The sequence below is a fragment of the Bradyrhizobium sp. CCBAU 25338 genome, from assembly GCF_028128965.1.
Classification (GTDB): domain Bacteria; phylum Pseudomonadota; class Alphaproteobacteria; order Rhizobiales; family Xanthobacteraceae; genus Bradyrhizobium; species Bradyrhizobium liaoningense.
In genome coordinates this window covers 590,263-616,356 of sequence record NZ_LFKY01000042.1, presented here as the reverse complement: position 1 = coordinate 616,356, position 26,094 = coordinate 590,263, and the positions used below count along the sequence as shown (strand labels likewise).

Sequence of the window (26,094 nt, the reverse complement as noted above, 5' to 3'; positions counted from 1 at the left end):
TGTAGGAGCACCATTGCCGAACCTGAATGTCCGCGATATGTCCAGACATCACGGGTGGTGCCTACATGCTGCGGATATCCCGCAATCTCGTCATCGACGAGGACGACATCGAGATTGGCTTTGTCCGCGCCTCCGGCCCGGGCGGGCAGAACGTCAACAAGGTCGCGACCTCGGCACAGCTGCGCTTCGACACGCGCAAGCTGACCTTGCCGGAGGACGCGGCCCTGCGGCTTGCGCGCCTTGCCGGCCAGCGCATGACCAAGGACGGTGTCATTGTGATCCAGGCGCAGCGCTTCCGCACCCAGGAGCGCAACCGCCAGGATGCCATCGACCGTCTCACGGAGATGCTGCGCGAGGCGATGATCAGGCCGACGCCGCGGCGCGCGACGCGGCCGACCTTCGCCTCCAAGCAGCGCCGGCTCGAGGGCAAGAAGCGCCGCAGTGACGTCAAGGCAGGACGCGGCCGGAGCTTCGACGACTAACTGGCACGGCAAAGAGCTCCGGCCGCGAGGCGACCGGAGCTTTGCCGATTCACCCGGCGAGACTAAAGCGCGATGCGATTGGGATGAATCGTCATCGCGCTTTAGGTTGTTGTTTAAGCATGATCTTTTCGGAAAACCGCTGCGCACTTTTCCGGATCACGCTTTAGTAACGTTTGGACGGGGCTGCGCCGCCCGTCGCGGCATCGTCGGCCGTTCCCTTGTGTGCAGCGCTGCCGGTGGTACCGACCGTGCCCCTGCTGCCTTTGGTCGACTTCATACCGGTCTTCTCACCCGCCGCGCCCGCCTGCGGACTCATTTCTTCGTCGCCGCTGCCCATGGTGCTGCCCTGCATCGGTTTGCTCTGCACGCTGCCGCCTGTCTTGGCAGGCGGCGCGCCTTGCGCGAGCACGGGCGTAGCAACGAGAGCCGATAGAGCGCATGCGATCATCGAGGTCTTGGCCAACTTCATCCATTTCTCCTGGATTCTTTCGCGAGGAACGGCTCGGCGGCTCCCACGCCGCTCATCTGCGCCGGCCATGTCATCGCGTTGAGAGTTCGAGCGGCGTGATCGTCATGCAATCCGGATGGTGTGGTGATCGTTTAGGGATTTGACGGCGGTTTCGCGGAATTGTGCTCCGCATATAAGGCGCCGCGGAACATCACACGCGCCACACGTTTCCGCTTGCCGCGAAACAGCCCGCTACTACCACCACGTCTTTGACGCCGACTAAAGTTTGCACACGCTGGATTTGACGTGGATGAGCGAGCTCTTGGCGATACGCACGATCGTGCTGGGATTGTGCACCGCGATGGTGCTGATGGCGCGAGGCGCCGACGCGCAGATGCCGCTGCCGGCGGCAAAGCCGCCGGATGGCGCGACGCTGTTCAAGCAGCAATGCGCAGTGTGCCATACCACCAATCTGTCGGATCCGATGCGACAAGGTCCGCCGCTGGTCCGGATCGTGGGCCGCGCTGCCGGCAAGGTCGAAGGCTTTCATTATTCAGACGGTCTCGCCAAAGCTGACTTCACTTGGGACGAGGCCCGGCTGGACGCGTGGCTGGCCAATCCGCAAGCCGTCATCCCTGGTGTGATCATGGCCTATCGGCAGGCCAGGCCCGAGACGCGCGCCGCCATCATCACTTACCTCAAGGAGCTGAACTGAATGGCAAAGCCAGTCCATTCCATGATCCGCGTGCTGGAGGAGGCGCGCTCGCTCGACTTCTACAAGCGTGCCTTCGGCCTGGAGGTCACCGACCATCTGAAGTTCGCGGATTTCGCCCTGATCTATCTGCGTCACCCCTCCTCGCCTTTCGAGGTCGAGCTGACGGTGAATTTCGATCGCAAGGAGCCGTACCAGCTCGGCGACGGCTACGGCCATCTCGCCGTGGTGGTCGAAGACATCGATGCCGAGCATGCCCGCTTCGAACGCGAAAAGCTCGCACCGGGCCCCTTGCGCGATTTCAAGCACGACGGCCGAACATTGGCGCGCTTCTTCTTCGTCAGTGATCCCGATGGCTACAAGATCGAAGTGATCCAGCGGGGCGGCCGATTCAACTGATCAAACCAAAATCAAAATTGACGGAGGACATACCATGAGAGAAATCGATCGTCGAAGCAAGCACAGCCGTCGTGTCTTTCTCAAGGGCGCGGCAACCGCCGTGCCGGTCGCGGCCTTCGCGACCAGCGTCGGTGTCAGCATCGATGACGCCTGGGCCGAAGAGACGAGCGCGCTCTCGCCCGCGACGATGAAGACTCTGCTGAAGGTCGCGCGCGACATCTATCCGCACGACGTGCTCGGCGACAGCTATTACATCACCGCGGTCAAGCCCTGGGACGGCAAGGCGGCAAAGGATCCCGCCGTCAAATCGCTGATCAGCGACGGCATTGCGCGGCTCAATCAGAACGCGCTCGACCGCCACAAGGTGCCTTATGTCGAAGTGGCCTGGGAAGCCGACCGCGTGGTGCTCCTGAAGGAGATCGAGCAAAGCGACTTTTTCCAGAAGGTGCGCGGCGATCTCGTCGTCTCGCTCTACAACCAGAAAGAGGTCTGGCCGCGGTTCGGATATGAGGGCTCCTCCGCCGAGCTCGGCGGCTACATCAACCGCGGCTTTGCCGACATCGACTGGCTGCCGAAGGCTTAGATCGTCACCCAACGGTTCAGGAGAACGCATATGGCAAAATTCGATCTGAACGACTCCAGCGTTGTGGTGATCGTCGGCTCCGGCGCCGGCGGCGGCACGCTGGGCAACGAGCTCGCGCAGAAAGGCGTCAAGGTCGTCATTCTCGAGGCAGGCCCCCGCGTCGAGAACCACGACTTCATCAACGACGAATGGGAGAGCTTCTCCCAGCTCGCATGGACCGATGCGCGCACCACGTCGGGCACCTGGCGCGTCGCCAAGGATTTTTCGGGCCTTCCCGCCTGGATCGTCAAGGCGGTCGGCGGCTCGACCGTGCATTGGGCCGGCGCCTCGCTGCGCTTCGACGAGCACGAGTTCAGGGTGAAGAGCACCTACGGCAACATTCCCGGCGCGAACCTCCTGGACTGGCCGGTCACGCTTGCCGAGATGGAGCCGTGGTACGCCAAGGCCGAGAACAAGATGGGCGTGACTCGGACCAACGGCATTCCCGGACTTCCCGGCAACAATAATTTCAAAGTGCTGGAGGCCGGCGCCAGGAAGCTCGGCTACAAGACCGTGCACACCGGCAACATGGCGATCAACAGTCAGCCGCGCGACGGACGAGGCTCGTGCCAGCAGATCGGGTTCTGCTTCCAGGGCTGCAAATCCGGCGCCAAATGGTCGACGCTCTACACCGAGATCCCCAAGGGCGAGGCAACCGGCAATCTCGAGGTCCGCCCCGGCAGCATGGTGGTGAAGATCGAGCATGACGCAAGCGGCAAGGTCACCGGTGTCGTCTACGCTGACGAGCAAGGCGCGATGCAGCGTCAGAAGGCGCGCATCGTTGCGGTGGCCGGCAACTCCATCGAGAGCCCGCGGCTGCTGCTCAACAGCGCCTCGCCCATGTTCCCCGATGGCCTCGCCAACTCCAGCGGTCAGGTCGGCCGCAACTACATGCGTCACATGACCGGCAGCGTCTACGCGGTGTTCGAGAAGTCGGTGCACATGTATCGCGGCACCACCATGGCCGGCATCATCCGCGACGAGGCCGCCAACAACCCCAAGCGCGGCTTCGTCGGCGGCTACGAGATGGAGACGCTGTCGATCGGCTTGCCGTTCATGGCGGCGTTCCTCAACCCCGGCGCCTGGGGACGCTCGTTCACGTCTGCCCTCGACGGTTATCCCAGGATGGCCGGCATGTGGCTGGTCGGCGAGGACATGCCGCAGGAGACCAATCGCATCACGCTCGATCCGGTCGTGAAGGACAAGTTCGGTCAGCCGGTCGCGAGCGTGCATTTCGACGACCATCCCAACGATGTCGCGATGCGCGCGCATGCCTACAAGCAGGGCGCCGCGGTCTACGACGCCGTCGGCGCTACCGTGACCTATCCGACGCCGCCCTATCCGAGCACGCACAATCTCGGCACCAACAGGATGAGCGAAAAGCCCCGGGACGGCGTCGTCAACAAGTTCGGACAGAGCCACGACATCAAGAACCTGTTCGTCTCCGATGGCAGCCAGTTCACCAGCGGCGCGGCCTGCAACCCGACGCTGACCATCGTCGCGCTCGCGATCCGGCAGGCGGACTACATCGCCGGTGCGATGCAAAAGAAGGAGATTTGATCTCACCTGGCATTGCCAGGACGGCATTGAGGAGAGATTGCGTGTTCACACGCTAAGGTGTCGTCCCGGACTGGTGCGCGATTGCGCGCCCGGCCGGAGCGGCATCGAGAATGCGGGTGTGGCCCTCGCTGTAGAGACTATTCGGCCGCGTCGAGAATGGGCGCAACAATTGCCTTGAACTCCCGGACCGGCGCAACACTTCGAGATCGATAGATCAGACAGGAGCAGCGCAGCAGCGAGGCGAAATTGTTGACCTCGCCATGATGGTCGAGCACCTCGTTGTAGAGCGTGGTCAGGAACTTGCCGAGGCTCATGCTCTCCTTGGCCGCGATCTCCTCCAGCGTGTCCCAGAATGCCATTTCCAGGCGGATCGACGTGCAGTGCCCACCGATCCGCAAAGACCGTGTCTGGGATTCGTAGTCGCGTTGGGGCTGATGCGCGAAGAGATGGCACATGGCGTCCTCCCGTCCTGTTGCCGTTTTTTCACGATGCTACACCGCTGCCCGGCGCCTCACAATCACAACCACGGCCGAAAGCCGGCGCATCGACGCCGCGGCATTGTTCCGAACGCCCAATGTCTTCAATGTGATAGGGGGCCTTCTTCCCCAACCGTCACGCGACTGTTGCCCAACACATGCTTTTGACGCAACACGGCATAGAATAGCACTCTCAGCGAATCCAAGACCGAGCCCCGATCGAATTCATGCCCGTCCGTCAATTGCCAGAACAGGTCGTCAACCGCATCGCCGCCGGCGAGGTGGTCGAACGTCCGGCGAGCGTGGTCAAGGAACTGGTCGAGAACGCCATTGATGCCGGCGCGAGCCGGATCGACGTCTTCACCGATGGCGGCGGGCGGCGGCGGATCGGCATTACCGACGACGGCAGCGGCATGACCGCAAAGGACCTCTCGCTCGCGGTCGAGCGCCACGCCACCTCCAAGCTCGACGACGAGGACCTGCTCCAGATCCGCACCCTCGGGTTCCGAGGCGAGGCCCTGCCCTCGATCGGTTCGGTGGCGCGGCTGTCCATCACCACGCGACATGCCGGCGAACCGCATGCCTGGGCTCTCACGGTCGAGGGCGGCGAGAAGTCCGAGATCATGCCGGCGGCGCTGGCGCACGGCACCCGTGTCGAGGTTGGCGACCTCTTCTACGCGACGCCAGCGCGACTGAAGTTCTTGAAGACCGACCGCACCGAGGCGGAAGCCATCCGCGAGGTGGTGCGGCGCCTTGCGATGGCGCGGCCGGACATTGCCTTCACGCTCGCGGGCGAGGAGCGCGCGCCGGTGACCTGGGCCGCCGCCCTGCCCGGCGCCGCAGGACGGCTGACGCGGCTCGGGGATATTCTGGGAGCCGAATTCCGCAGCCACGCCATCGAGGTTCATGCCGAGCGCGAGGGCGTCGTGGTCGACGGCTATGCGGCGGCGCCGGCGCTGACCAAGGCCAACGCGCTCGGGCAATACCTCTTCGTCAACGGCCGCCCGGTCCGCGACAAGCTGATCCTGGGCGCGGTGCGCGCGGCCTATTCCGACTACCTGCCGCGCGACCGTCATCCGGTGCTGGCGCTGTTCGTCACGCTCGATCCGCGCGAGGTCGATGCCAACGTGCATCCGGCCAAGACCGAGGTGCGATTCCGCAACGCCGGTCTCGTCCGCGCGCTGATCGTACACGGATTGAAGGAAGCCCTCGCACGCGAGGGTCGCCGCACCGCGGCCAACAGCGGCGAGAGCGCGCTGTCCTCGTTCCGGCCCGCCTTCACGCCGCCGCGCCCGGCGAGCTGGGACTGGCGCGCCTCACCATCCGCTCCGGTCGCGCCTTTGCCGTCGTTCGAAGGCTCGGCCGCGCCCGCCTTTGCCGAGCGCGCACAGGCTGCGTTCGACGTCGGCGCGCCGAGTGCCGATGTCCGGATCGAGACACAGCCAGTCGCCGACCTCGTCGATCGACCGCTCGGCGCGGCGCGCACGCAGATCCACGAGACCTACATCGTCTCGCAGACACGCGACGGCCTCATCATCGTCGACCAGCACGCCGCGCATGAGCGCATCGTCTACGAGCGGCTCAAGGCCTCGCTCGCGGCGAACGGCGTGCAGCGGCAGATCCTCCTGATCCCCGAGATCGTCGAGATGGACGAGGCGACCGTCGAGCGCCTGCTCGAGCGCAGCGACGAGCTGGCCTCGTTCGGCCTCGCCATCGAATCCTTCGGCCCCGGCGCAGTCGCGGTGCGCGAGACGCCGTCGCTGCTCGGCAAGACCAATGCGGGCGGCCTCTTGCGCGATCTCTCCGAGCACATGGCCGAATGGGACGAGGCGCTTCCCCTCGAACGCCGCCTGATGCACGTCGCCGCCACCATGGCCTGCCACGGCTCTGTACGTGCCGGCCGAAGGTTGCGGCCGGAGGAGATGAACGCGCTGCTGCGCGAGATGGAGGAGACGCCGAACTCCGGCCAGTGCAATCATGGCCGGCCGACTTATGTCGAGTTGAAGCTGAGCGACGTGGAGAAGCTGTTCGGGCGGAGGTAGCCCCGATGCCGTAGGATCTCCTACGATCTCTACGGCTTCCTCAAAAACACAAACTCCGTATCGTCATAGGTGCGCCGCTCCAGCTCCTCGTATCCTTCCGGCGTCACGAACTGCGCGGCCTTCGCCTCCTCCACCACCAGCAGCGCCCCCGGCGTCAGCCACCCGCCGTCGCGCAGGCTCGCAAGCGCCTTCTCCGCAAATCCCTTGCCATAGGGCGGATCGAGGAACACCAGCGAGAACGGTTCGACGGGATGCGCAGGGCCGAGATCGGTGGCATCGCGGCGATAGACCTTGGTGACGCCGCCGAGGCCGAGTGCCTCGACATTGTTACGGAGCAGCGCTCGCGCCTCTGCCCCATTGTCGACGAACAGCGTGAACTTCGCGCCGCGCGAGGCCGCCTCGATGCCAAGCGCCCCGGTGCCGGCGAAGAGATCGAGCACGCGCGCGTCCTCGATCGGATCGCCATAGGCGTGCACGAGGATGTTGAACACGGACTCGCGCAACCGGTCCGCCGTGGGACGGATGTCGCGCGAGGACGGTGAGGCGAGATTTCGCCCCTTCAAACGACCGCCGACGACGCGCAAGTCAGTCCTCCCGCGGCGTCAGGTCGCGCTTGCCGTGATAGCCGCGCTTGGGACGGCGTGGCGGGCCATGGCCGGCCGCGTCCATCTCGTTGCGCTCGCGCGCCTCCTCGCTGCCGGTGCGCTGCACCAGCACGCGGCGGCCCTTGCGGTCGTTGATCACGGCGCGCTTGCTGGCAGGCTTGTTCTCGCGGGACGCATCGTCATCGGTCGCAGAAGATTTCTGCGGCACGTCGAACTGCGCGCCCGATTTCTCGATCACCTTGTCGCCGAGCTGCTCGCGCAGCACGCGCGAGCGGACCTCCTCGACTTGCCCTTCAGCAATCTCGCCGAGCTGGAACGGGCCGTAGGAGACGCGGATCAGCCTGTTCACCTCGAGCCCGAGATGGGCGCAGACATTGCGCACCTCGCGGTTCTTGCCCTCGCGGATCGCGAACACCAGCCAGACATTGGCGCCCTGGTCGCGCTCGAGCGTCGCCTCGATCGGACCGTACTTGACGCCTTCGATCTCGATGCCGTTCTTGAGCTCGTCGAGCTGCGCCTGCGTGACGTCGCCATGGGCGCGAACGCGATAGCGGCGCAGCCAGCCGGTGTCGGGCAGCTCGAGCGTGCGCGCCAGCCCGCCGTCATTGGTGAGCAGCAACAGGCCCTCGGTGTTGAAGTCGAGCCGGCCGACACTGATCAGGCGCGGCAGGCCTTCGGGCAGATTGTCGAACACGGTCGGACGCCCCTCGGGGTCGTCATGCGTCGTCATCAGCCCGCGCGGCTTGTGGTAGAGGAACAGCCGGGTGCGCTCACGCTCCGGCAACGGCTTGCCGTCGACCGTGACGACATCGTTCGAGGTGACGTCGAGCGCCGGCGAATTGATCACGCGGCCGTTGACGGTGACGCGGCCCTGCGTGACCATCTCCTCGGCATCGCGGCGCGAGGCGAGGCCCGCACGCGACAGCACCTTGGCGATGCGCTCGCCGGCCTTCTTCGGCTTCGGCTCTTCTTCCCGTCGCGGCCGGCGATCGAAATCACGATCCCGCTCGCGATAGGCGCCGCGGCCGCCGAAGGCCGGGCGCTTCTCGAAGATCCTGCCGTCGTCCTCGTTCTCACGGCGCGGACGATCGCCAAAGCGGCCTTCGTTGCGCGGATGCTCGTGCCAGTCGGAACGGCCCTCCGAGCGCTCGCGAGGACGGTTGAATTTCGGACGGTCGCCGCCGCGCTCGCCATCGGCGTCGCGACGGGGCCGATCGAATTTCGGACGATCATCGCGCGGGCGATCGAATTTGGGCCGCTCGCGGAACGGACGTTCGCCCGACGGACGATCGTCGCGCGAACGCGAGAACCGGGGACGATCCTCGCCGCCTTCGCGCTTCTGCCAGGGCTTGTCCCCGCTGCGGTCACGGTCGCCAAAATCCTTGCGCGGGCCCTTGCTAAAGTCCTTGCGCGGCGGCCGGTCGCCGCGCGGCGCCGCATCGCGCTTCTGCCAGGGTTTGGACTCGCTGCGCTCGCCACCGCGCGGGCGGTCGCCAAAATCACGCGGACGATCGCTGCGATCGGGCGCGCCCCGCGAGAACTTCCGCTCGCCGTCGAACTTGCGGTCCGGACGGTCGCCACGCGGCGCATAGGGCCGCTTGTCGCCAAACTTCTTGTCGCCGAACCGGCTGGCCGGACGGGAGTCGTCGCGATCCCGGCTGCGCGGCGGACGGTCGCCGCCATAGGAGGGACGATCACCGCGCGGCTTGAACGGCCGCTTCTCGCCATCGCGCGAGGTGCGGTCGGAGAACGGACGGTCGCCGCGCGGCTTGAAACTGCGCTCGCCGCGCCCCTCACCACCACGGTCGTCACGCTTGAATTTCGGACGGTCGCTGAAATCGCGGCGCGGGGCATCGCCCTCCTCGCGGCGGCGGAACGGACGATCCCCGCGATCGGCGCGAGGCGGACGGCTGTCACGGTCGCCACGGGGCGGGCGGGCATCGCCCCTGCCCTCAGGGCCGCGCTTGGCGAACTTCTTCTCGGGGCCACGCGGCTTGCCGGACCGGCCCTTCGGCGGGCCTCGCCGGCCGCGGGAATCGTTGTCTTTGTCGCTGTCGCGAGGCATGAATATTCTCACTTAGGGGGTGGCCAGAAAGCATTGTGCGTGCTCGCTTCGAGCCGCATGCTCAGGCAAATCCGGTATTCACTCTTGCTGAAGGCGGAGCTAGTAGCAGGTTTCTGGCGATGATACGAGGCATGAAAGCCCCTTCTTTCATGGATTTGGCGCTTCTGACGGCCGAAAATGCCGGAAAATCGGGCGAAGTTCCGATCGGATGCGTCGTGGTCCGCAATTACGAGGTCATCGCCACCGCCGCCAACCGGACGCTGACCGACCATGATCCGACCGCCCATGCCGAGATCATCGCGCTACGCGAGGCCGCCGCGAAGATCGGCAGCGAGCGCCTGGTGGACTGCGACCTCTACGTGACGCTGGAGCCCTGCACCATGTGTGCGGGCGCGATCTCCTTTGCAAGGATCAGGCGGCTCTATTACGGCGCCGCCGATCCCAAGGGCGGCGCGGTGGAATCCGGCGTACGCTTCTTTGCCTCGCCGACCTGCCACCACGCACCGGACGTGTACTCCGGCGTCGGCGAGAGCGAGGCGGCGCGGCTGCTCAAGGAGTTCTTTCGCGAGCGGCGCTAACCCGCGGAGAAGAACTCGCGCAGCGCCTTCGCGGTCGCGTCAGGATTTTCCTCGGTCAGGAAGTGCCCGGAATCGACCGGCATGCCGTCCAGATTGGTCGCCCATTGCTTCCACGTGTCCAGCGGCGTCGCGGCGGCCTGGGCGATGCCGGCATTGCCCCACAGCGCCAGCATCGGGATCGTGATCTTCTTGCCCGCCTCGAAATCAGCCTTGTCGAGGTCGTAGTCGAAATAGGCGCCGGCCCGGTAGTCCTCGCACATCGCGTGGATGCGGGCGGGATCGCGGAACGGGGCGAGGTAGTGTTCGAGCGCGCGCGGGTCGATGGCGTCCAGCGTCTTCGACTTGGTCTGGCTCGCCATCTTGAAGCGCAGGAAGAACTCGCCATTGCTCGAGATCAGCGTCTCCGGCAGCGGATAGGGCTGCGCCAGGAAGGTCCAGTGATAGATCTTCAGGGCATAGGCGCGGTTGATCCGCTCCCAGTAATTGTAGGTCGGCAGGATATCGAGCACGGCGAGGCGCGACAGCCGGCCGGGATGATCGAGCGCGAGGCGATAGGAGACGCGGCCGCCGCGGTCATGGCCGGCGAGCGCGAAGTGCACATGGCCGAGGCGCTCCATCGCCTCGACCATGACTTTCGCCATCGCGCGCTTGCTGTAGGGCATGTGCAGCGCATCGCTTTCGGGCATGTCGGACCAGCCGTAGCCCGGCAGATCGGCGATGATCAGCGTGAAATGGTCGGCAAGCTCAGGTGCCACCTGGTGCCACATCACATGCGTCTCGGAGAAGCCGTGCAGGAGCAGCAGCGGCGGGCCCTTGCCGCCGACGCGGGCGAAGATGCGGCCGAAGGAGGTATCGATCCATTCGGCGGCAAAGCCCGGATAGAGGTCGGCGAGATCGGACATCTTTGTATCCCTATCTGGTCTCAGTCCCGGAGCCGCCCCGACAGGACAAAAATGTCGAAAACAACCCCATGCACAGTAGCGGTATTATCGACGGGGTCGCTAACCGCAACAGCTGATTGCACATTCTGGAACATCGATGTGGCGGCGCGGTGACACCACAACCTCGAGATTCCGGATCGGCGCGTTTTTGCGCGCCGTCCGGAACGACGAGCCAATTGCTGTCAGTTCCCGGCCTTCTCCGCTTCCACCGCCTGCCAGCCGATGTCGCGGCGGCAGAAGCCCTCGGGCCAGTCGATGCGGTCGACGGCCTGATAGGCGCGCTTCTGCGCCTCGGTCACGGTCTTGCCGAGCGCGCAGACATTGAGCACGCGGCCGCCATTGGCGAGGATCGCGCCGTCCTTGGCGACCGTGCCGGCGTGGAAGATCTCGACGGTCTCGACCTTGGCGGCCTCCTCTAACCCCTCGATGCGCGTGCCCTTCTGGTAGTCGCCGGGATAGCCCTTGGCGGCCATCACCACGGTGAGCGCGGAGTCCGGATGCCAGCGCAGGTCGAAATTCTTCAGCTGCCCGTCGCAGGCCGCAAGGAAGGCCGGCACGATGTCGCTCATCATGCGCAGCATCAGCACCTGGCACTCGGGATCGCCGAAGCGCACGTTGAACTCGAACAGCTTCGGCCCCTGCGTCGTCAGCATGATCCCGGCATAGAGCACGCCGCGGAACGGCGTGCCGCGCTGCTTCATGCCTGACACCGTCGGCAGGATGATCTTCGCCATGATCGCGTCATGGATCGCGGGCGTCACCAGCGGGGTCGGCGAATAGGCGCCCATGCCGCCGGTGTTCGGGCCGACATCGTGGTCGAACACGCGCTTGTGGTCCTGGGCGGAGGCCAGCGGAATCGCGGTCTCGCCGTCGCAGAGCGCAAAGAAGCTGATCTCGCGGCCGGGCAGAAACTCCTCGATCACGACCTCAGCGCCGGCCTCGCCGAAGGCGCCCTCGAACATCATGGCGATGGCGTCCTCGGCCTCGCGCACCGTCTTGGCGACCACGACGCCCTTGCCGGCGGCAAGGCCGTCGGCCTTCACCACGATCGGCGCGCCCTGGCTCTGGACATAGGCGCGCGCGGCATCGGCGTTGGTGAATCGCTCATAGGCGCCGGTCGGAATGCCGAACTCGGTGCACAGCGCCTTGGTAAACCCCTTGGAGCTTTCGAGCTGGGCAGCGACCTTGCTCGGCCCGAACGCCTTGATGCCGGCCGCCGTGAGGTCGTCGACGATGCCGGCCGCCAGCGGCGTCTCCGGCCCGACCACGACGAGCTCGACCTTGTTCTGCCGGCAGAAGTCAATCACGGCGGCATGGTCGGCGACATCGAGCGCCACGCACTCCGCTTCCTTCGCGATGCCGGCATTGCCGGGCGCGCACCAGAATTTGGTCACCAGGGGAGAGGCTGCGATCTTCCACGCCAGGGCATGTTCGCGGCCGCCGGAACCGAGCAGGAGAATGTGCATCGAAGGCTCAGGATTGAGGGGTTTGCTGGGGGCGGAGGTCGCACGAATCGGGGTGGGGCTCAAGGGGGCGGCGGCGAACTCCCGTCATTCTGGGGCGCGGCGAAGCCGCGAGCCCGGAATCCATCGGGCCGCGCCATGCGCAGTGCGGTTGGCAACGCCCCGGAATCTATCCCCGTTCGGCGGAATAGCGAACATTGCCGATGCTGAACGCCGCAACTAACGTTAGGCCAATATGTAACTAGGTTGTGCTGTGGGGAGGGCAATCGACCATTTAGGGTTTGGACAATCGGCATTTAAACGCTGCGATTCCGTTTTGCATGACTCAGCGTAAGCGCCAGTCTGGTGCGCCTTCACGTTCCCCACGGGCGTTTATCTCCTCGACAGCGTCGCAATGAAGATCAGCGCCAGTAGGCATACGACGACCCACGCGGCCCGCCTCATGGACTTCAATACCTTCAGCGTCTGCAGCTCCGGCTTCGCCGCAACTGCTTGCGTCTCAGGTGTGACCCGCACGGTACTAACCGTCTCCTCGTCCGCCTCCGAGCGCGGCGCACGCTTAGCGAACTCGAGTCGCCGATTGATATGTAGCGCAGCATCGCCCACATAGCCCAGGCGCGGTGGGTCGAAATCCACGCCCCGTGGCAACTCGACCTTGTGCTCATCGCCTCTCGTCAGGACTTTTACGCGGCGTGTGGAAATTGATGGACTCCATTCCGAATAGAAGCCGGTCACTCCGCCTACCCGAAAGCCGACCTCATCAACCGATCCAGCAGAGACCTTTGCCGCATAGCGCGCGAACGTTTCTGGTTTGACCCGCAGGTAAAAGACCACGCAGTCGTCGACCGTCTCGTTTCTAAAATCGATCTCGGACGTGTAGGAGACGCAGCCCCATGCGCTGCAACTCTCTTGCGCGGCAGGGTCGGTAAGCTGTCGGATGTCCAGCTGGAAACTCTTGATTGCTCGGTCTGTGCCGAACATTGAGAACTGGGTTCCGCGTAAGCTATCCTCGCCTTGCGGACGCAATGTCACGGCAATGCGTTGGTCCTCGGCTATTTCGGGGATTTCCAACTCCCTATCCTGCGACGCATATTTGGTCTTCAGGTCGATGCTGTCGCCAAGCGAGCACGAGGTCGCAACGAAATAAAGCGACCAAGCCCACGGGATTTGGTCTTCACCTATTTTTCTGCCCTGCTCGTCTATCTCGTTTATCGCCCAACTGTATAGATTTTTGTGCTTTGGTTGGGTGTGCAGCCGCAGCCCACGCTCCAAGTGAAAGTCCACTCCCTACCCCATTTGTTTCCCCAATAGCCTGAGCCTTAGCGCTGTTCGTGCAAGCCCTTGGCTCTCGGTACCTTCATCCTATAGTTGATCTTCCCCTCCGTGTATCAAAAAGTCCTAATTTCCGCTTTCGACGGCAATTAATGAATTGTGAGATGGAATTACGGTGACAGCACTGTCACCGTTATTGCTGAACGCTCAAGGCATCGCGACGCCACGTGGGGCGGAGCGCTGGAGAGCAGCCCAAGTGGCTCGGGTGCTCAGGCGGGGCGCCGCCTAGGTTCACGGTAGTTAGAAAACACCTGACCAAGATAGTTGGACAATCAAATGCAGCGCAAAGTCCGTTCGGCGCGTCAATCTGCCAGCCCTGAAAGCAGAAGACACGTCTCAAGCAGGTCTCTCTTCGTATACTCATCCCGGACGAGCTTCGACAAATATTTCTCTAAGGATCGAGCCCAGTGGCATTCGAGTTCTTTCGGCTCAAAGCCACCATCGAGGCGAAACTCGGTCGATTTCGGCACAGTCACGTAGTAGTACAGACTTAGACGCTCGCCATTCAACGCGCCGGTCATGGTCCGCTTCCAGCGCTGGTCGGTCCTGTCGCTGGCTATCTTTACTGCAGTTTTCGCCCCTGTGTAGCTGCGAAAGCGGCCACGCAAACCGTCGTGCCCATCTGCTTTTCCAACCTTTTGGATGCGATTATCGTCGTGAGAGAAGAGACAGTAAACTCCGCGCTCTATAGGCAGCGGCGTAGCGGCAGCATCGCACCAGTAAAATCTCGACTCTTCCCATCGATATGCGAGTTGAGAACCGTGCCGCGTGAATCTGCTCCTAAGGCTTCCAACGATCGGTAAGCTTTCCAATTCACTCTCCAACTAGCCAGTGCGTACAGCCCCTTCAGCCCGTAGGATGGGTTGAGCCGTTGCGAAACCCATCGCACGTGTCTCTCAAGGCCTCCGTAAAGCTAGCCGACCGGCCGCACCCGCGTTCATCGTCACTTGCAGTCGGATGTTAGCCGCGAGGACCAAAAGCGGGAATGGGAAAGCGATGGGTTTCGCAACGGCTCAACCCATTTTACGAACTGTGCTCGGCTTCAGTCGGCGTGAGACGAGGTTGTCCCAGTAGAGCAGGACCGCCCTCCGTCCGTCTACGAACCACACTTCAATGTTCCCGCAGTCATCCACGCCACGGTGAGGGATGATCGGGATAGGGTCGCCTTTGTACTTGCGATTTGAGCATCGCTGATTTGATTCGCGCGGAGTCAAGGAGCTGTGAATAGGTCGAATAACTGCGGGAGGCTTGTCGCCGGACTCCGCGTCGCGCTCGAATCTTTTGTAGGATGAGCAAGTCAGCCGAACTTGATTCGTCTGACAACGAAAAACCCGGGCTAGCCCCTTCCCCAAGGAACGCCCGGCTTCGTGAATCTTAGTAACTCCCTGCGACCCTTTTTGGCGGTCTCTTATAACTTCAGTAATACTGAACGTATGAGTCCGGTCAAGGGGTCCAACACAAAGGACTCTAATTTGAGAAAGACGAAGTTTACGTTCGACGAAGCTGTGGACGTTTGGTTGCGTCATTGGAGTGGCCAGCTTCAGCATGAGATCGCTGCCGACTACCGCATCAACGCGGGTCGCGTTAGCGAGATCCTGACTGAGAAGGATCATATCGGGAGCAAGCAAGTCGCAGCATCGAAACGTTCTGCGTAAACTACGCGTTGGCGGGCGGCATCATGCCGCCCGTTCTTCACTAAGAAGACCCCTGCCTCCCCGCAATGATCTCCTGCAACGTCGCCGCATGCCGTGCAAGCGGTCGGCCGCGGTCGCACCGTGGTCTGCGGCTTCTTGCCGACGAAGGCCTTCTCCACCGACACCTAGCCGGCCTTGGCCAGCGTCTCGATATGCGCGCCGAGATTGCCGTCGGTGGCGCCGATGAGCTTCTTCGGGCGGGCGAATTCCCTGCCCGACCTGCGCCAGCTGAACGTTCAGCGCGGCCAGGCGCTAGCTGGCGATCGACTTTTCGCCGTGCGAGCAATCGGCTACACGGGAATTGCATTTTCCCCGTGTGCTCGCAAACGCTGATCCAACAAGGCCTAGGGATGACTGAAAAGCCGCAGCCGGGCGCTCCCGCCCTCGAAAAAGGGCTGGACCTTCTGGAGGCGCTGGCGGGCGCTGCACGCGGCCTGAGCCAGAAGCAGCTTGCCGAGCGCGTCGGGCGCTCCGTCAGCGAGATCTTCCGGATGCTGGTGGCGCTGGAGCGGCGCGGCTATGTCGCGCGCGACCCGGCGACCGGCGAATACACCTTGACGCTGAAACTGTTCCGGATTGCCTCGCAATTCCCGCCGACCGAGCGGCTGCTGAAGGCGGCGCTGCCGGTGATGGAGCAGCTCGCCTCGCGCGTGCAATTGTCCTGTCATCTCACGGTGCTGCACGGCGAGCAGTTCATGGTGATCGCCCGGATCGAGCCGGAATGGCTGATGGGCTGGTCGGTCAAGGTCGGCGCGGTGTTTCCGCTCACCCAGCAATACGCATCGGCCAAGGTCCTGGCGGCCTTCCAGCTCGAGGGCCGGCGCCAGGAGCTTGCGCAAGTCATCGCGACCAATGATCGGATCAGCACCAGGAAGGCGCTTGCGGCGCTCGACCGCATTTCGGCGGAGGGGGGAAACTTCTCCAATGACGACGGCTATACGCGCATCCTTGCCTATAGCTGTCCGATCATCGAAGCCTCCGGCCGTGCGGTGGCCGCGATGACCGTCCCGCTGGTGAGGCAGGACCAGATCCCCGCCACGGAAGCCAGCACCATCGCCGCCGAGCTGCGCAGCGCGGCCAGGATCGTCTCCGAGAAGATCGGCGGCGTTTCCTAGAGCGTGATGAAATCAGGTCTGATTGTTACAACGTAAGTGCGCTCCCTCGCCCGCTTGCGGGAGAGGGTTGGGAGAGGGTATTTCCGCAATGGGACACTCCCCCAGAGGAGAAAGCCCTCACCCGCGCCTTGCGCGACCTCTCCCGCAAGCGGGAGAGGTTGCACCGAGCCCGTAGAACCGGGTCTGCTGCTTTCACCCTTTTTGTTTCTCTTCTGCGCTTTTCCCATCGGAGCTTTTGGAGCGCTCTTCGAAGCGATCAGCCCCCTTGGCTAGATCGTGCCCCATCTTGCTCTCGTTTTTCGCTTCGTCCCTGGAAGCTGCTTCACGCAAGCCTTCGGCGGCCTGTTGCCCTGCCTTCGATGATTTTCGTTCGTCATCCATTGGTGGCTCCTTCCCGATAAGACGCCTCCCAGGAAGCTCGCTGGTCGATCCCGGATTGGACGTATCAACGTTCCAATCAGATCACCTGGACATTGTTCCCGATTCGTTGACGCGCTTGGTCGAGCCACGGCACTTACCAGCCGAACAGCAGGGGCCGGCATCGATGCGCCAAGCACGCTTCGACGCGGGCCGTGTGCTCATCACCCAAGATCATGAAGCTCCTTGCCAAGCGGCGGCGCCAGCCGGAAATCGGAAAAAGCGACTTCTAGTCCGGAGCGCTCCGGCGTGCAGGCCATAGGTCCAACAAGATAGGAGGAGTTCTTGGCGAATGGCGCAAGCCGCATCAGAGGCCATATCTTGCCATCGCTGGATGCCTGCAAACGAAGGACGCCATGCGCAATCGTGACGCGCAGTCGAAAGTCACTGGGGTCGTGCTCATAGGGGGCTGTTGCCCAGTCCGATTGCCCCGCAGTCAGCACGCTGGACAGCATGGCACGCCCGTCCGAAAACTCTATTCCAGCCTTTAGCCAGCGCCGTTCATCTATACGCACCATCAGGCCCGCTTGATCGTAGAGCGCTTTGAAATTACTTCGGACGCGAAGTTCGGCCGTGAACGCATCTCCCGCCTGAAAAGCGAGGAAGTGTCCGCTATCGCGGATAAAGCCGTAATGAGTTTCGCGCCAAAAATCGGTGGCCTGGTCCGTTTCCAGCCCGAGGTAGTTATCCTTTTCGGACCACTTTCTCGGCTCGTTCAACCAAACGCCGCCAGACTTACCAAACATTCCTCATGCTCCATTTGAACGCCAGTGGACCTCCTGAGCACAACTCGTCTGTCCGCCCTCAGGTCCGCCTTGAGTCAGAAGCGGTCATGCTTCGTTGCTCCGGAGGCGGACCTGCTTTGATGCGTACACGCCTTACGCCAGCGTCATCCCGCCGTCCACGACCCACGCGGCACCGTTCACATGCGCAGCTTCGTCGGAGGCGAGAAACGCAACGACGTTCGCGACATCCTGCGGCCGCCCATGCGCGGTCGCAACGTTTCGGCGCAATGCAATGGCGCTGTTGCGCGCCTGGCCTTCCAGTTCCCGGATCATGCGCGACTCGACCGGGCCGGGCAGAACGGCGTTGACCCTGATCCTGGTCCCGGCGACATCGAGCGCCGCCGTGCGTGTCAGCCCGAGCACGGCGTGCTTGGAGGCGACATAGCCGGCGAGCCCTGCCCGCCCCCTGATCGCAGAGGTCGATGCGGTGTTGATGATTGCGCCGGTCCCACGCTGCATCATTCTTGCGATGACGTGCTTGAGGCCGAGAAAAACCCCCTTCACGTTCACCTGCAGCAGCAGATCGAAGGTTTCGTCGGGATATTCGTGAAGAGGCGCGACGACGCCCTCGATGCCCGCATTGTTGGCGAAGATGCCGATCGGCCCCAGACGTGCTTCGGCCGCCTCGACGAAGGCGATCGTATCCTGAGCGATCGAGACATCGGCGCGGATGGCGAGTGCCCTCGCACCGGCCTTCTCGACCAGTTGCGCAGTGGCGCTGGCAGCCGCTTCGTCGCGATCGACGATCGCGACCGCAGCGCTCATCCGCGCCAGCCTCAGCGCAATGGCGCGCCCGATATCACCCCCGCCGCCGGTGACGAGCGCAACCGGCGGCCGGTCACCCTCACTCACGACTTCAGGAACTCGCAGCCGCCATCCGCCAGAGGCCGCCAGGCCTCGGACGGCGCAATGGTCTTGACCAGCTTGTAATAGTCCCAGGGATATTTGGAATCTCCGGGGGTCTTCACCTCGAACAGGTACATGTTGTGCAGCTTGCGACCGTCGGCGCGCACGCTGCCCTTGCCGAACAGGGGATCATCGGTCGGCAGCTTCTTCATCTGTTCGACCACCGCCTTGCCGTCGCTGGAGGCGCCGAGCGCATCGACGGCCTTGAGGTAGTGCAGCGTCGTGGCGTAGGCGCCCGCATGCAATGCGGTCGGATAGCGGCCGTTGTTGCGCGGAGCGAAGCGCCTGGTCCAGGCGCGCGTGTCGTCATTCAGATCCCAGTAGAAGGATTCGGTGAACTGCAGGCCCTGCGCGATCTTCAGACCGAGCGAATGCACGTCGCTGAGATACAGCACCGTCGCGACGACGCGCTGGCCGCCTTGCGGAATGCCGAACTCGACCGCCTGCTTGATGGAGTTGATGGTGTCGCCGCCGGCATTGATCAGCGCGATGATCTCCGCCTTCGAAGACTGGGCCTGCAACAGGAAGGAAGAGAAGTCCTGCGTGTTGATCGGCGTGCGCACACCGCCGAGAACCTTGCCGCCGGATTTCTGCACGACGTTCTTGATGTCGCCTTCCATGGCATGGCCGAAGGCGTAGTCGGCAGTGAGCAGGAACCAGCTCTTGCCGCCGCTCTCGACGACGGCGCGCGCGACACCCGACGAGAGCGCGTAGGTATCGTAGGTCCAGTGCACGAGATTGGGCGAGCAGGACTTGCCGGTCAGGTCCGACGACGAGGCGCCGGAAACCAGCAGCGTCTTGTTGTTCTGCTGCACGATGTTGCGGACCGCGAGTGCGACAGCTGAATTCGGCGCGTCGACGATGACATCGACCCCCTGGCGATCGATCCATTCGCGCGCGATGTTGGCGCCCACATCGGCCTTGTTCATGTGGTCGCCGCTGATGATCTCGATCGGCCGGGTCATCTTTGGACCCGAAGCCTGGAAATCCTCGACCGCCATTTTGGCCGCCAGCAGCGAGCCCGGGCCGGTGACATCGGCATAGAGGCTGGACATGTCCGTCAGCACGCCGATGCGGAGCGGCTTTGTCTCCTGTGCCCGCGCACCGAGCCCCGTCATGCCCAGCGCCAATCCGCCGGCGCCGGCCAGCAGCCGGCGGCGGCTCACCCGAAATCGTCCTTCCATGTCGAATCCCTCCTTTGCCTCGCGCGTGTTTCTTCCCGGTATTCGCCGCCCGCACGTACATGGCGCGCAGGCTGATCTTGTCGTCAGGGAATGAGCCGCTCGATGAGCCGCCGGTCCTCGACCTCGAATCCGCCGCCATAGACCTCCGACACCATGAAATGCGCGCCGAGGATTTCCGGCTCGAGATCGGCAATCGGATCGTACTCGCTGGCGTGCAGCGTCATCGCGGCACGGCCCGGCACCGGCTTGGAGTATTTCAACGGCGTGCGGCGGTAAGCGATGTCCGCATAGGCGATGCCGAGGCGCTCAGGATGCGGCAAACGACGCACATGGATTTCGCCGGCCGGCAGTTCGTCGCCATCGACGATGCGGACGACGGGTGCGGAGGCATCCGGCGTAAAGGCGAAATCGGCAAGCGGAATTCCGCGACGCCGGACCCACCCGGTGATCGAGCCGTCCGGATGCTCGTCGAAGGCGTAATGGGCATCCTTCTTGGTGTAGCCGAACACCTCGCGTCCGGCGCAGATCCCCATGGGATCGCTGCAATACATGAAGATATGCGTCTCGGTGAACAGCCCCTTGTACCGGACAGGCACAGAGATCATCAGATCGAACATCTCGCCCGCGTGCACGGCCAGGGAGTGGCCGGGCGAACGCATGAAGCGGAAGGCGACGCGATCGCTGGCGATTTCGAACGGCGTGTCGGCCAGCAGGGAAGCGACCTTGCCCGGCGCGACACGGGTCATGATCTCGACGGTTCGCAAGGTGCAGCCCCACTCCACGGGATAGGCCGGTGAATAGGGCGGATTGACCCCGCTATCCGGCTTGAGCCGGTACTGCGCAAACATGCGCCGACGGGGATCGTTGGGGTCGGTGACCACGGTCATCGGGTCCGCTTCCTCTCTGTATTCATATATGATTTTTAACTTTCATATATGAAATCAAACGCGAGTCAAGCAGCCCTCCGCGCGAGCGGTTCCACGGCTCGCCGAATCGATTGGCGCTGGCTTGCGAAAATCCTTAACGTCGGGCTCGACCCCAACATGCCGAATCGTTTGCCGATGCCGCCCGCGGAACCACTGCTCAACGCCCCCGAATTCACCGTCTCCGAGCTCTCGCAGTCCCTGAAGCGGACGGTGGAGGATGCCTTTGGCCATGTCCGGGTCCGGGGCGAGATCTCGGGCTTTCGCGGCGCCCACTCCTCCGGCCATTGCTATTTCGCGCTCAAGGACGAGAGCGCGAAGATCGAGGCGGTGATCTGGAAGGGCGTGCACGGCCGGATGCGCTTCAAGCCGCAGGAGGGGCTCGAGGTCATCGCCACCGGCAAGCTGACGACCTATCCGGGCTCCTCGAAATACCAGATCGTGATCGAGGCGCTGGAGCCGGCCGGCATCGGCGCGCTGATGGCGCTGATGGAGGAGCGCAAGAAGAAGCTCGCCGCCGAAGGCCTGTTCGACGAGGCGCGCAAGCAGCTGCTGCCGTGGCTGCCGGAAGTGATCGGCGTGGTGACCTCGCCGACCGGCGCGGTGATCCGCGACATCCTGCATCGGCTGGAGGACCGCTTCCCCCGCCGCGTGCTGGTGTGGCCGGTCAAGGTGCAGGGCGACGGCTCGGCCGAGCAGGTCGCAGCCGCGATCCGCGGCTTCAATGCGCTGCCCGAGGGCGGCAAGATTCCGCGGCCCGACGTGCTGATCGTCGCGCGCGGCGGCGGCTCGCTGGAGGACCTCTGGTCGTTCAACGAGGAGATCGTGGTCCGCGCCGCGGCCGAAAGCATGATCCCGCTGATCTCGGCGGTGGGGCACGAGACAGACATCACGCTGATCGACTTCGTCGCCGACAAGCGCGCGCCGACGCCGACCGCGGCGGCCGAGATGGCGGTGCCGGTGCGCAGCGAATTGTTCGTCGAGGTCGCCGATCTCGGCCGCCGCACCCGCGCCTATTGGCAGCGTGCCCAGGAGAGCCGCCGCAGCGAGCTGCGCGCCGCCGCACGCGCGCTGCCGGCGGCCGGCGATCTCCTCGCGATCCCGCGGCAGCGGCTGGATTCGGCAGGTAGCGCCCTGCCCCGCTGCCTCAAGGCCAACACGCATGCGCATTTCCGCCGGTTTACCGCCGCCAGTTCAAAACTGACGCTGCGGGTGCTGCACGGCCAGATCTCGCAGGCCGATCACCGCCTCACCGTGTGCGGCGAGCGGCTTGGCCTCTCCGCGCGCTCGCTGCTGCGGCAACGGCGCGATCGCTTCGCCGGACTTGAAGTGCGCCTGCGCGCCTCGAGGCTTTCGAATGCGCAGGCGCAGCGCAACGCGATTGCCCGCCAGCGTGAGCGCACCCATCGTCTGGCCGAACGCGCGGGGCGCGCGCTTGCGACGCTGCTGCACCGGCTCGACACAAGGGTCGAGAACAGCGGCAAGCTGCTTTCCGCGCTGTCCTACCGCAGCGTGCTCGCGCGCGGCTTCGCCTTGGTGCGTGATGAGGCCGGCCATCCCGTGCATGCAGCGGACGCGATCGGTCCCGGCGCTCGCGTCGAGATCGAATTCGCCGATGGCCGCGTCGGCGCGACAGCGGATGCGGATCGCGCGGCCCCCGCCGCAAAGCGCGCGCCGTCACAGCCGAAGCCGGTCGCGCAGGAGACAAAGCCGGCGCCGAAGCGCGTGGCCAAGCCGGTGGATCAGGGCAGCTTGTTCTGAGGCGCGAGGAGCGAGTGTCCCACCCTCGCTGTCATTCCCCGCGAACGCGGGGAATCCAGTACGCCGCGGCTCGTCGGTAAATCACAGCCGCCTCGGCGTACTGGATCGCCCGGTCAAGCCGGGCGATGACAGCGGGTGTGTGGATGCAGCTCGCCTACCGGCAGGACAATCCCGCGTCCATCGTGGTCCAGAAGCCGCAATGTTCCGGCGCCAGCATGGGTGCGCCGGCGCGGGCTTCGAACAGGAAGATCGCGACGGTGAAGACGATCAGGGCGGAGGCGAAGAGCGTGATGCGGTTGCGCATGTGAGATCGGTTTAACCGCCATCGTGGTCGAATGATGGCACGGTTCACCGCCGAAACCGGCGCGGCATGGGTCCGTAGATTCACGGTCGGCCATACTCCGTGCAGGGCGGTGGTCGATGCGGGGCTGTCCGCCTGACGTTGTTCCCCGGACGGCCCCGCTTTGGTGGGCCCCGTAGCCCGCATGAGCGCAGCGATATGCGGGAACAGTTTTCCCGGATGTCGCTTCGCTCATCCGGGCTACTGGAGCTTCAGCTCACCGCGCCAGCCAGCGCGCGACGTCCTTCTGCGATTCCGCACGCGCCTCGGCGTCCATGCCGAAATGGCCGCGCTCGGGCGCGCCGGCGTCGCTGCTGCCGGCAGCTGCGTGCAGCGGCATGTTGGCGCGGTCGAAATCGTGATCGGCGCCGGGATAGACTACGATGCGGGCGAGCGCGCTGCGGCCGCGCGCGCCGTCCACCATCTGGCGGCAGGCCGGTGGCGACGATACGTCATCATCCGCGCCGATCAGCACAAGCGTCGGTACCCGCGTGCTCCACCCCAAACCCGCCGAGATCCGGCAATCCGGATAGAACGCGATCGCGGCGCGGAAATCCGGACTGGGATCGCGCGCTGCGCTCTGCGGGCGCACGGCCCAGAGCAGCGCGCTCGCGCCGTTGGCCCAGCCGATCAGGCTGACGCGGTCGTGCGCCACCCAGGCCTGCTTCATCAGCCAGGCGCGAGAGGCCGCGATATCGGCGACGCGTTCGCGCCGTGCCTTGACATGCATCTCCCTGACGCGGCATTGCGGCCCGAGCTCGCGCGAGCCATAGCTGTCCGGCAGCAGCACCGCATTGCCCGCCTTGAGCAGGCGCTCGGCCCAATCCCGATAGCGCGGCAGCACGGGATCGGAATGGCCACCGAGGCCGCCGCAGCCATGCAGCGCGATCACGGTCGGAAACGGGCCTGCTCCCTCCGGCTTGTAGAGCTGCGCATGGAGGACCCCGGACGCGAGCGGAATGTCGACCGCCTGCGGCGCCGGTGCGGCATGCGCGGTCGATACCAGTAGCGCCAGAAACAGGGCGGTCAGCCGAAGACGCATCGGACTCTGCCGGAGAAGATGCCGGAACCAGCGATCCTTCGCTCGAAGCCTTATCACGCAGAAACGGCGGTAAAACATCACAAACCGGTGGGTTTGACGGGCGGACAAGCCACCCTATCTATGCTACATCCAAGCCAACACATCGTGCCCTCCAGGGTCTTTCCCGGGAGGGGCCTTCCACGGAGACTTTCGACCGTGCTGAACAAGTTCGGCCCCTCGGGCCATGGCGAAGCGCAGGTGCAGTATCTCGACGGCGATTTCCGCGTGATCTCGCCGGGGACCTTCGTGCGCTGCGCGATCACCGACACGCGGATCCCGCTCGACGAGTTGAAGTACTGGAGCGTGGATCTGCAGGAGGCCTACGCCACACCCGTCGCGGTGCTGCAGCGGCATTTCCCCGGCGCGCTCAAGCCGCAACCGTAAGGCCCGCGGCGCGCGGCTATTGCTGCGCCGTGCCATCCGACGAGCCTGCGCAGGTCTTGACGAAATCCTTCCGGGCCTCTCCGACGATTTTCTGATCGATCGCCTGCTTCAGACAATCGACCCGCGCCTGCGCCATGCAGAGCTGCAGCTGGTCGCGCCTGTCCTGTCCCTTCAGGTTTTGCGTCGTAGCCAGGCACGTGACCCGCTTGGTGGCGGGAACCGGCACCGCGCTGGGAGCAGCGGACGGCATCGTTTGCGCAGCAAACACAGGCGCAATGATCAGACACACAAGGCTGGCGGCGACAGTCGCGGACGGCAATTTCATCGCATTCTCCCGATGGTCCGAACCGATAGAAGTGTTGCGATGAATGCCGCCTGAATGACCTGCAAGACCGAGAAGACGCAGCAACGCGCCCGGTGCAGCTTATGACGAAGCACAGGCATTAGTGCTTCGCGTCCCGACGATGTTCGCGTGCCTGATCTGGCGGTCTCGCAGCCGTGATCTCCGTGCCGCTCCGAGTTGCATCGAACAGTTGCGTGCACTCCGCGGCGAGTCATTTCACGCTGTGGTTGGATTCTTCGTTGCCGTTCGGCGCCCTAAAGTTGTTTGATGAAATCTTGGCGAAACAGATCGCTGCTAAAGTGCATGTTAGGTAACCAGCCCTGTTCCATTTTGCGCGCAGACGATCAGATCAACCAAACAGCCATCGAGCTTCGGAATTGGCACAGTCTGTGAACGGGCTCATACCGAAGAGCCATCTGACGGGCTATGATCATCTCGAAAATTCGCGGTGGAATTTCTGTAAATTGAAAGTCAAACGATGGGGGTGATCATGCCCACCATACTAGACCTGCTCTATCGTGAATATTGCCGCGCCCGTCTCGCCGAGATGCGCAAGCAGCTTCTGATCGCAGCTGAACGCTCGGAAGCTCGCGAAGCCGATCATCATCCTGCGAAGCAGGACGACGATGAGCGAACGGACGCACGCCGCAAGACCGGTCAGGGCATGCCGAACTAAAGCGGCCGCAAGACCGGCGATCTCTCCCGTATGGCAGTGACCAGGCAACTGGCGAATAGTTTGGGAGTCAGCAATGAATACACCCGAATGCTACACTGTCATCGTGGCCTGCATGTCGTGCGCGACCATCGTCGCATTGATGGCCGTCGGGGCGTGGTGAGCAGGCCCCTCGTTGCAGACATGGTTCTGGCTTCGACATGAGCACAGCCGCCGCGTCGTTTCGGCTGCGGCGGCTGCGCGTCAGATCCGGATATCAGCTTCCAGGCGGGGTATACGAAGAACGCAGCTTCGCCGCGTTCTGACGGACCTGCTTGATTTCGTCCTGCGTGAACAACCTGACCAGTTTCACGTCCTGCAGGGTGCCCGCCGTGACGGTCAGGCCGGAAATCGCCGGAGCCGCACTGGGATCAGGCACATCGAAGATCACCAGGACGCCAGGGCCGTCGGCCGCAACGCTGTACATTGAAATCAGCTTTCCACCGGCCGCTTCAATGAGCTTCCTGGCGGCCTCCTGGCGATTGGTTGCCGGGTTTTCCAAGATGGCGTTGAGAGCGCGTGGTGTGTATTGGCCGGTGAGGCAAAAATGCATGGCATGTTCTCCTCTGCTTTTGGCAATGAGTCTCCCTGCCGCTCCGAACTGGTCGTTGCGGCCGTCACATCTGAAATAATAAGATCGCGCCCGCCGTGGGCATAAACGCCGTCTATGATTGCCGGGAGTTCGGCACGTCCTGGTGACGGCTCTCATGAAAGGCTACATCAA

28 protein-coding genes and 1 pseudogene are annotated in these 26,094 nt (G+C 64.0%); 11 read left to right on the top strand and 18 right to left on the bottom strand.

Annotation, left to right across the window (positions count from 1 at the left end; all coding sequences use genetic code 11):
* Positions 1–65: 65 nt before the first annotated feature.
* Positions 66–482 carry an alternative ribosome rescue aminoacyl-tRNA hydrolase ArfB gene (gene arfB, locus ACM42_RS32680; RefSeq protein WP_028176613.1) on the top strand — a complete coding sequence of 139 codons (417 nt, stop codon included), beginning with the start codon at positions 66–68 and terminating at the stop codon, positions 480–482.
* 163 nt (positions 483–645) lie between these two features.
* On the opposite strand, the gene ACM42_RS32675 is transcribed toward arfB, so the two are convergent.
* Positions 646–951, bottom strand: a complete 306-nt coding sequence (locus ACM42_RS32675; RefSeq protein ID WP_271531983.1) for a hypothetical protein — start codon at positions 949–951, stop codon at positions 646–648.
* 307 nt (positions 952–1,258) lie between these two features.
* Between ACM42_RS32675 and ACM42_RS32670 the strand changes: the two genes are divergently transcribed.
* The 4 genes from ACM42_RS32670 to ACM42_RS32655 are packed head-to-tail and all read left to right on the top strand — an operon-like array spanning position 1,259 to position 4,223.
* Positions 1,259–1,645 (top strand): c-type cytochrome, encoded by a 387-nt coding sequence (locus tag ACM42_RS32670; protein ID WP_194394053.1) that lies wholly within the window; start codon positions 1,259–1,261, stop codon positions 1,643–1,645.
* Positions 1,646–2,041 carry a VOC family protein gene (locus tag ACM42_RS32665; protein ID WP_061877409.1) on the top strand — a complete coding sequence of 132 codons (396 nt, stop codon included), beginning with the start codon at positions 1,646–1,648 and terminating at the stop codon, positions 2,039–2,041. It begins immediately after the preceding gene.
* A gap of 34 nt (positions 2,042–2,075) precedes the next feature.
* Entirely contained in the window at positions 2,076–2,624 is a 549-nt protein-coding gene (locus tag ACM42_RS32660) for a gluconate 2-dehydrogenase subunit 3 family protein (protein ID WP_271531980.1), read from the top strand.
* A gap of 30 nt (positions 2,625–2,654) precedes the next feature.
* Complete coding sequence (locus ACM42_RS32655) at positions 2,655–4,223, top strand: GMC family oxidoreductase (RefSeq protein ID WP_271531978.1); 1,569 nt, start codon at positions 2,655–2,657, stop codon at positions 4,221–4,223.
* A 137-nt stretch (positions 4,224–4,360) separates the two neighbouring features.
* Here the strand turns inward: ACM42_RS32655 and ACM42_RS32650 are convergent, their stop codons facing one another.
* The gene (locus ACM42_RS32650; RefSeq protein WP_194391492.1) at positions 4,361–4,678 is read right to left on the bottom strand and encodes a ribbon-helix-helix domain-containing protein; all 318 of its coding nucleotides are present in this window, start codon (positions 4,676–4,678) and stop codon (positions 4,361–4,363) included.
* A gap of 248 nt (positions 4,679–4,926) precedes the next feature.
* On the opposite strand from ACM42_RS32650, the gene mutL reads away from it, so the two are divergent.
* Positions 4,927–6,741, top strand: coding sequence for a DNA mismatch repair endonuclease MutL (mutL, locus tag ACM42_RS32645; protein ID WP_271531975.1), 1,815 nt, complete (start codon positions 4,927–4,929; stop codon positions 6,739–6,741).
* 29 nt (positions 6,742–6,770) lie between these two features.
* Here mutL and rsmD read toward each other — a convergent pair whose 3' ends face one another.
* Positions 6,771–7,325 carry a 16S rRNA (guanine(966)-N(2))-methyltransferase RsmD gene (gene rsmD, locus ACM42_RS32640; RefSeq protein WP_271531974.1) on the bottom strand — a complete coding sequence of 185 codons (555 nt, stop codon included), beginning with the start codon at positions 7,323–7,325 and terminating at the stop codon, positions 6,771–6,773.
* 1 nt (position 7,326) lies between these two features.
* Positions 7,327–9,411: a pseudouridine synthase gene (locus ACM42_RS32635; protein ID WP_271531972.1), complete on the bottom strand. Its 2,085-nt coding sequence runs from the start codon at positions 9,409–9,411 to the stop codon at positions 7,327–7,329.
* Between the two features lie 119 nt (positions 9,412–9,530).
* Here ACM42_RS32635 and ACM42_RS32630 point away from each other — a divergent pair, with 119 nt between their 5' ends.
* Positions 9,531–9,989 (top strand): nucleoside deaminase, encoded by a 459-nt coding sequence (locus ACM42_RS32630; protein ID WP_035678381.1) that lies wholly within the window; start codon positions 9,531–9,533, stop codon positions 9,987–9,989.
* Here the strand turns inward: ACM42_RS32630 and ACM42_RS32625 are convergent.
* The 5 genes and pseudogenes from ACM42_RS32625 to ACM42_RS32605 all read right to left on the bottom strand — a co-directional run.
* Positions 9,986–10,891 carry an alpha/beta fold hydrolase gene (locus tag ACM42_RS32625; protein ID WP_271531970.1) on the bottom strand — a complete coding sequence of 302 codons (906 nt, stop codon included), beginning with the start codon at positions 10,889–10,891 and terminating at the stop codon, positions 9,986–9,988. The genes ACM42_RS32630 and ACM42_RS32625 overlap by 4 nt on opposite strands.
* A 221-nt stretch (positions 10,892–11,112) precedes the next feature.
* Positions 11,113–12,396 carry a phosphoribosylamine--glycine ligase gene (gene purD, locus ACM42_RS32620; RefSeq protein WP_271531968.1) on the bottom strand — a complete coding sequence of 428 codons (1,284 nt, stop codon included), beginning with the start codon at positions 12,394–12,396 and terminating at the stop codon, positions 11,113–11,115.
* 369 nt (positions 12,397–12,765) lie between these two features.
* Entirely contained in the window at positions 12,766–13,665 is a 900-nt protein-coding gene (locus ACM42_RS32615; protein WP_271531966.1) for a hypothetical protein, read from the bottom strand.
* A gap of 362 nt (positions 13,666–14,027) precedes the next feature.
* Positions 14,028–14,246 (bottom strand): hypothetical protein, encoded by a 219-nt coding sequence (locus ACM42_RS32610; RefSeq protein ID WP_271531964.1) that lies wholly within the window; start codon positions 14,244–14,246, stop codon positions 14,028–14,030.
* A gap of 1,174 nt (positions 14,247–15,420) precedes the next feature.
* Positions 15,421–15,637: pseudogene (locus tag ACM42_RS32605) on the bottom strand (transcriptional regulator); the annotation flags it as partial.
* Positions 15,638–15,769: 132 nt separating this feature from the next.
* On the opposite strand from ACM42_RS32605, the gene ACM42_RS32600 reads away from it, so the two are divergent.
* Positions 15,770–16,534 (top strand): IclR family transcriptional regulator, encoded by a 765-nt coding sequence (locus tag ACM42_RS32600; protein ID WP_271531962.1) that lies wholly within the window; start codon positions 15,770–15,772, stop codon positions 16,532–16,534.
* A gap of 192 nt (positions 16,535–16,726) precedes the next feature.
* Here ACM42_RS32600 and ACM42_RS32595 read toward each other — a convergent pair whose 3' ends face one another.
* The 5 genes from ACM42_RS32595 to ACM42_RS32575 all read right to left on the bottom strand — a co-directional run bounded on the left by ACM42_RS32595 (position 16,727) and on the right by ACM42_RS32575 (position 20,713).
* On the bottom strand, positions 16,727–16,915 hold the full coding sequence (locus ACM42_RS32595) for a hypothetical protein (RefSeq protein WP_035678281.1): 189 nt from the start codon (positions 16,913–16,915) through the stop codon (positions 16,727–16,729).
* A 200-nt stretch (positions 16,916–17,115) separates the two neighbouring features.
* Positions 17,116–17,697, bottom strand: coding sequence for a DUF1349 domain-containing protein (locus ACM42_RS32590; RefSeq protein ID WP_271531961.1), 582 nt, complete (start codon positions 17,695–17,697; stop codon positions 17,116–17,118).
* 132 nt (positions 17,698–17,829) lie between these two features.
* On the bottom strand, positions 17,830–18,588 hold the full coding sequence (locus ACM42_RS32585) for an SDR family NAD(P)-dependent oxidoreductase (protein WP_271531959.1): 759 nt from the start codon (positions 18,586–18,588) through the stop codon (positions 17,830–17,832).
* Complete coding sequence (locus ACM42_RS32580; protein WP_271532280.1) at positions 18,585–19,760, bottom strand: ABC transporter substrate-binding protein; 1,176 nt, start codon at positions 19,758–19,760, stop codon at positions 18,585–18,587. Before ACM42_RS32580 ends, ACM42_RS32585 begins: the two co-directional genes overlap by 4 nt.
* 149 nt (positions 19,761–19,909) lie before the next feature.
* Positions 19,910–20,713, bottom strand: coding sequence for an acetoacetate decarboxylase family protein (locus ACM42_RS32575; RefSeq protein WP_271531957.1), 804 nt, complete (start codon positions 20,711–20,713; stop codon positions 19,910–19,912).
* 174 nt (positions 20,714–20,887) lie between these two features.
* Between ACM42_RS32575 and xseA the strand changes: the two genes are divergently transcribed.
* A complete protein-coding gene (gene xseA / locus ACM42_RS32570; protein WP_271532278.1) occupies positions 20,888–22,510 on the top strand; it encodes an exodeoxyribonuclease VII large subunit in 1,623 nt (540 codons plus the stop codon).
* Between the two features lie 154 nt (positions 22,511–22,664).
* On the opposite strand, the gene ACM42_RS32565 is transcribed toward xseA, so the two are convergent.
* Positions 22,665–22,814: a hypothetical protein gene (locus tag ACM42_RS32565; RefSeq protein ID WP_271531955.1), complete on the bottom strand. Its 150-nt coding sequence runs from the start codon at positions 22,812–22,814 to the stop codon at positions 22,665–22,667.
* 253 nt (positions 22,815–23,067) lie between these two features.
* On the bottom strand, positions 23,068–23,892 hold the full coding sequence (locus tag ACM42_RS32560; protein WP_271531953.1) for a dienelactone hydrolase family protein: 825 nt from the start codon (positions 23,890–23,892) through the stop codon (positions 23,068–23,070).
* Between the two features lie 195 nt (positions 23,893–24,087).
* Here ACM42_RS32560 and ACM42_RS32555 point away from each other — a divergent pair, with 195 nt between their 5' ends.
* Positions 24,088–24,315, top strand: coding sequence for a DUF2093 domain-containing protein (locus ACM42_RS32555; RefSeq protein ID WP_028181257.1), 228 nt, complete (start codon positions 24,088–24,090; stop codon positions 24,313–24,315).
* A gap of 16 nt (positions 24,316–24,331) precedes the next feature.
* Here ACM42_RS32555 and ACM42_RS32550 read toward each other — a convergent pair whose 3' ends face one another.
* The gene (locus ACM42_RS32550; RefSeq protein ID WP_442868961.1) at positions 24,332–24,724 is read right to left on the bottom strand and encodes a hypothetical protein; all 393 of its coding nucleotides are present in this window, start codon (positions 24,722–24,724) and stop codon (positions 24,332–24,334) included.
* Between the two features lie 424 nt (positions 24,725–25,148).
* Between ACM42_RS32550 and ACM42_RS32545 the strand changes: the two genes are divergently transcribed.
* Positions 25,149–25,334 carry a hypothetical protein gene (locus ACM42_RS32545; protein ID WP_271531950.1) on the top strand — a complete coding sequence of 62 codons (186 nt, stop codon included), beginning with the start codon at positions 25,149–25,151 and terminating at the stop codon, positions 25,332–25,334.
* A gap of 253 nt (positions 25,335–25,587) precedes the next feature.
* Here ACM42_RS32545 and ACM42_RS32540 read toward each other — a convergent pair whose 3' ends face one another.
* Positions 25,588–25,923 carry a GYD domain-containing protein gene (locus tag ACM42_RS32540; protein WP_028181254.1) on the bottom strand — a complete coding sequence of 112 codons (336 nt, stop codon included), beginning with the start codon at positions 25,921–25,923 and terminating at the stop codon, positions 25,588–25,590.
* Between the last annotated feature and the right edge of the window lie 171 nt (positions 25,924–26,094).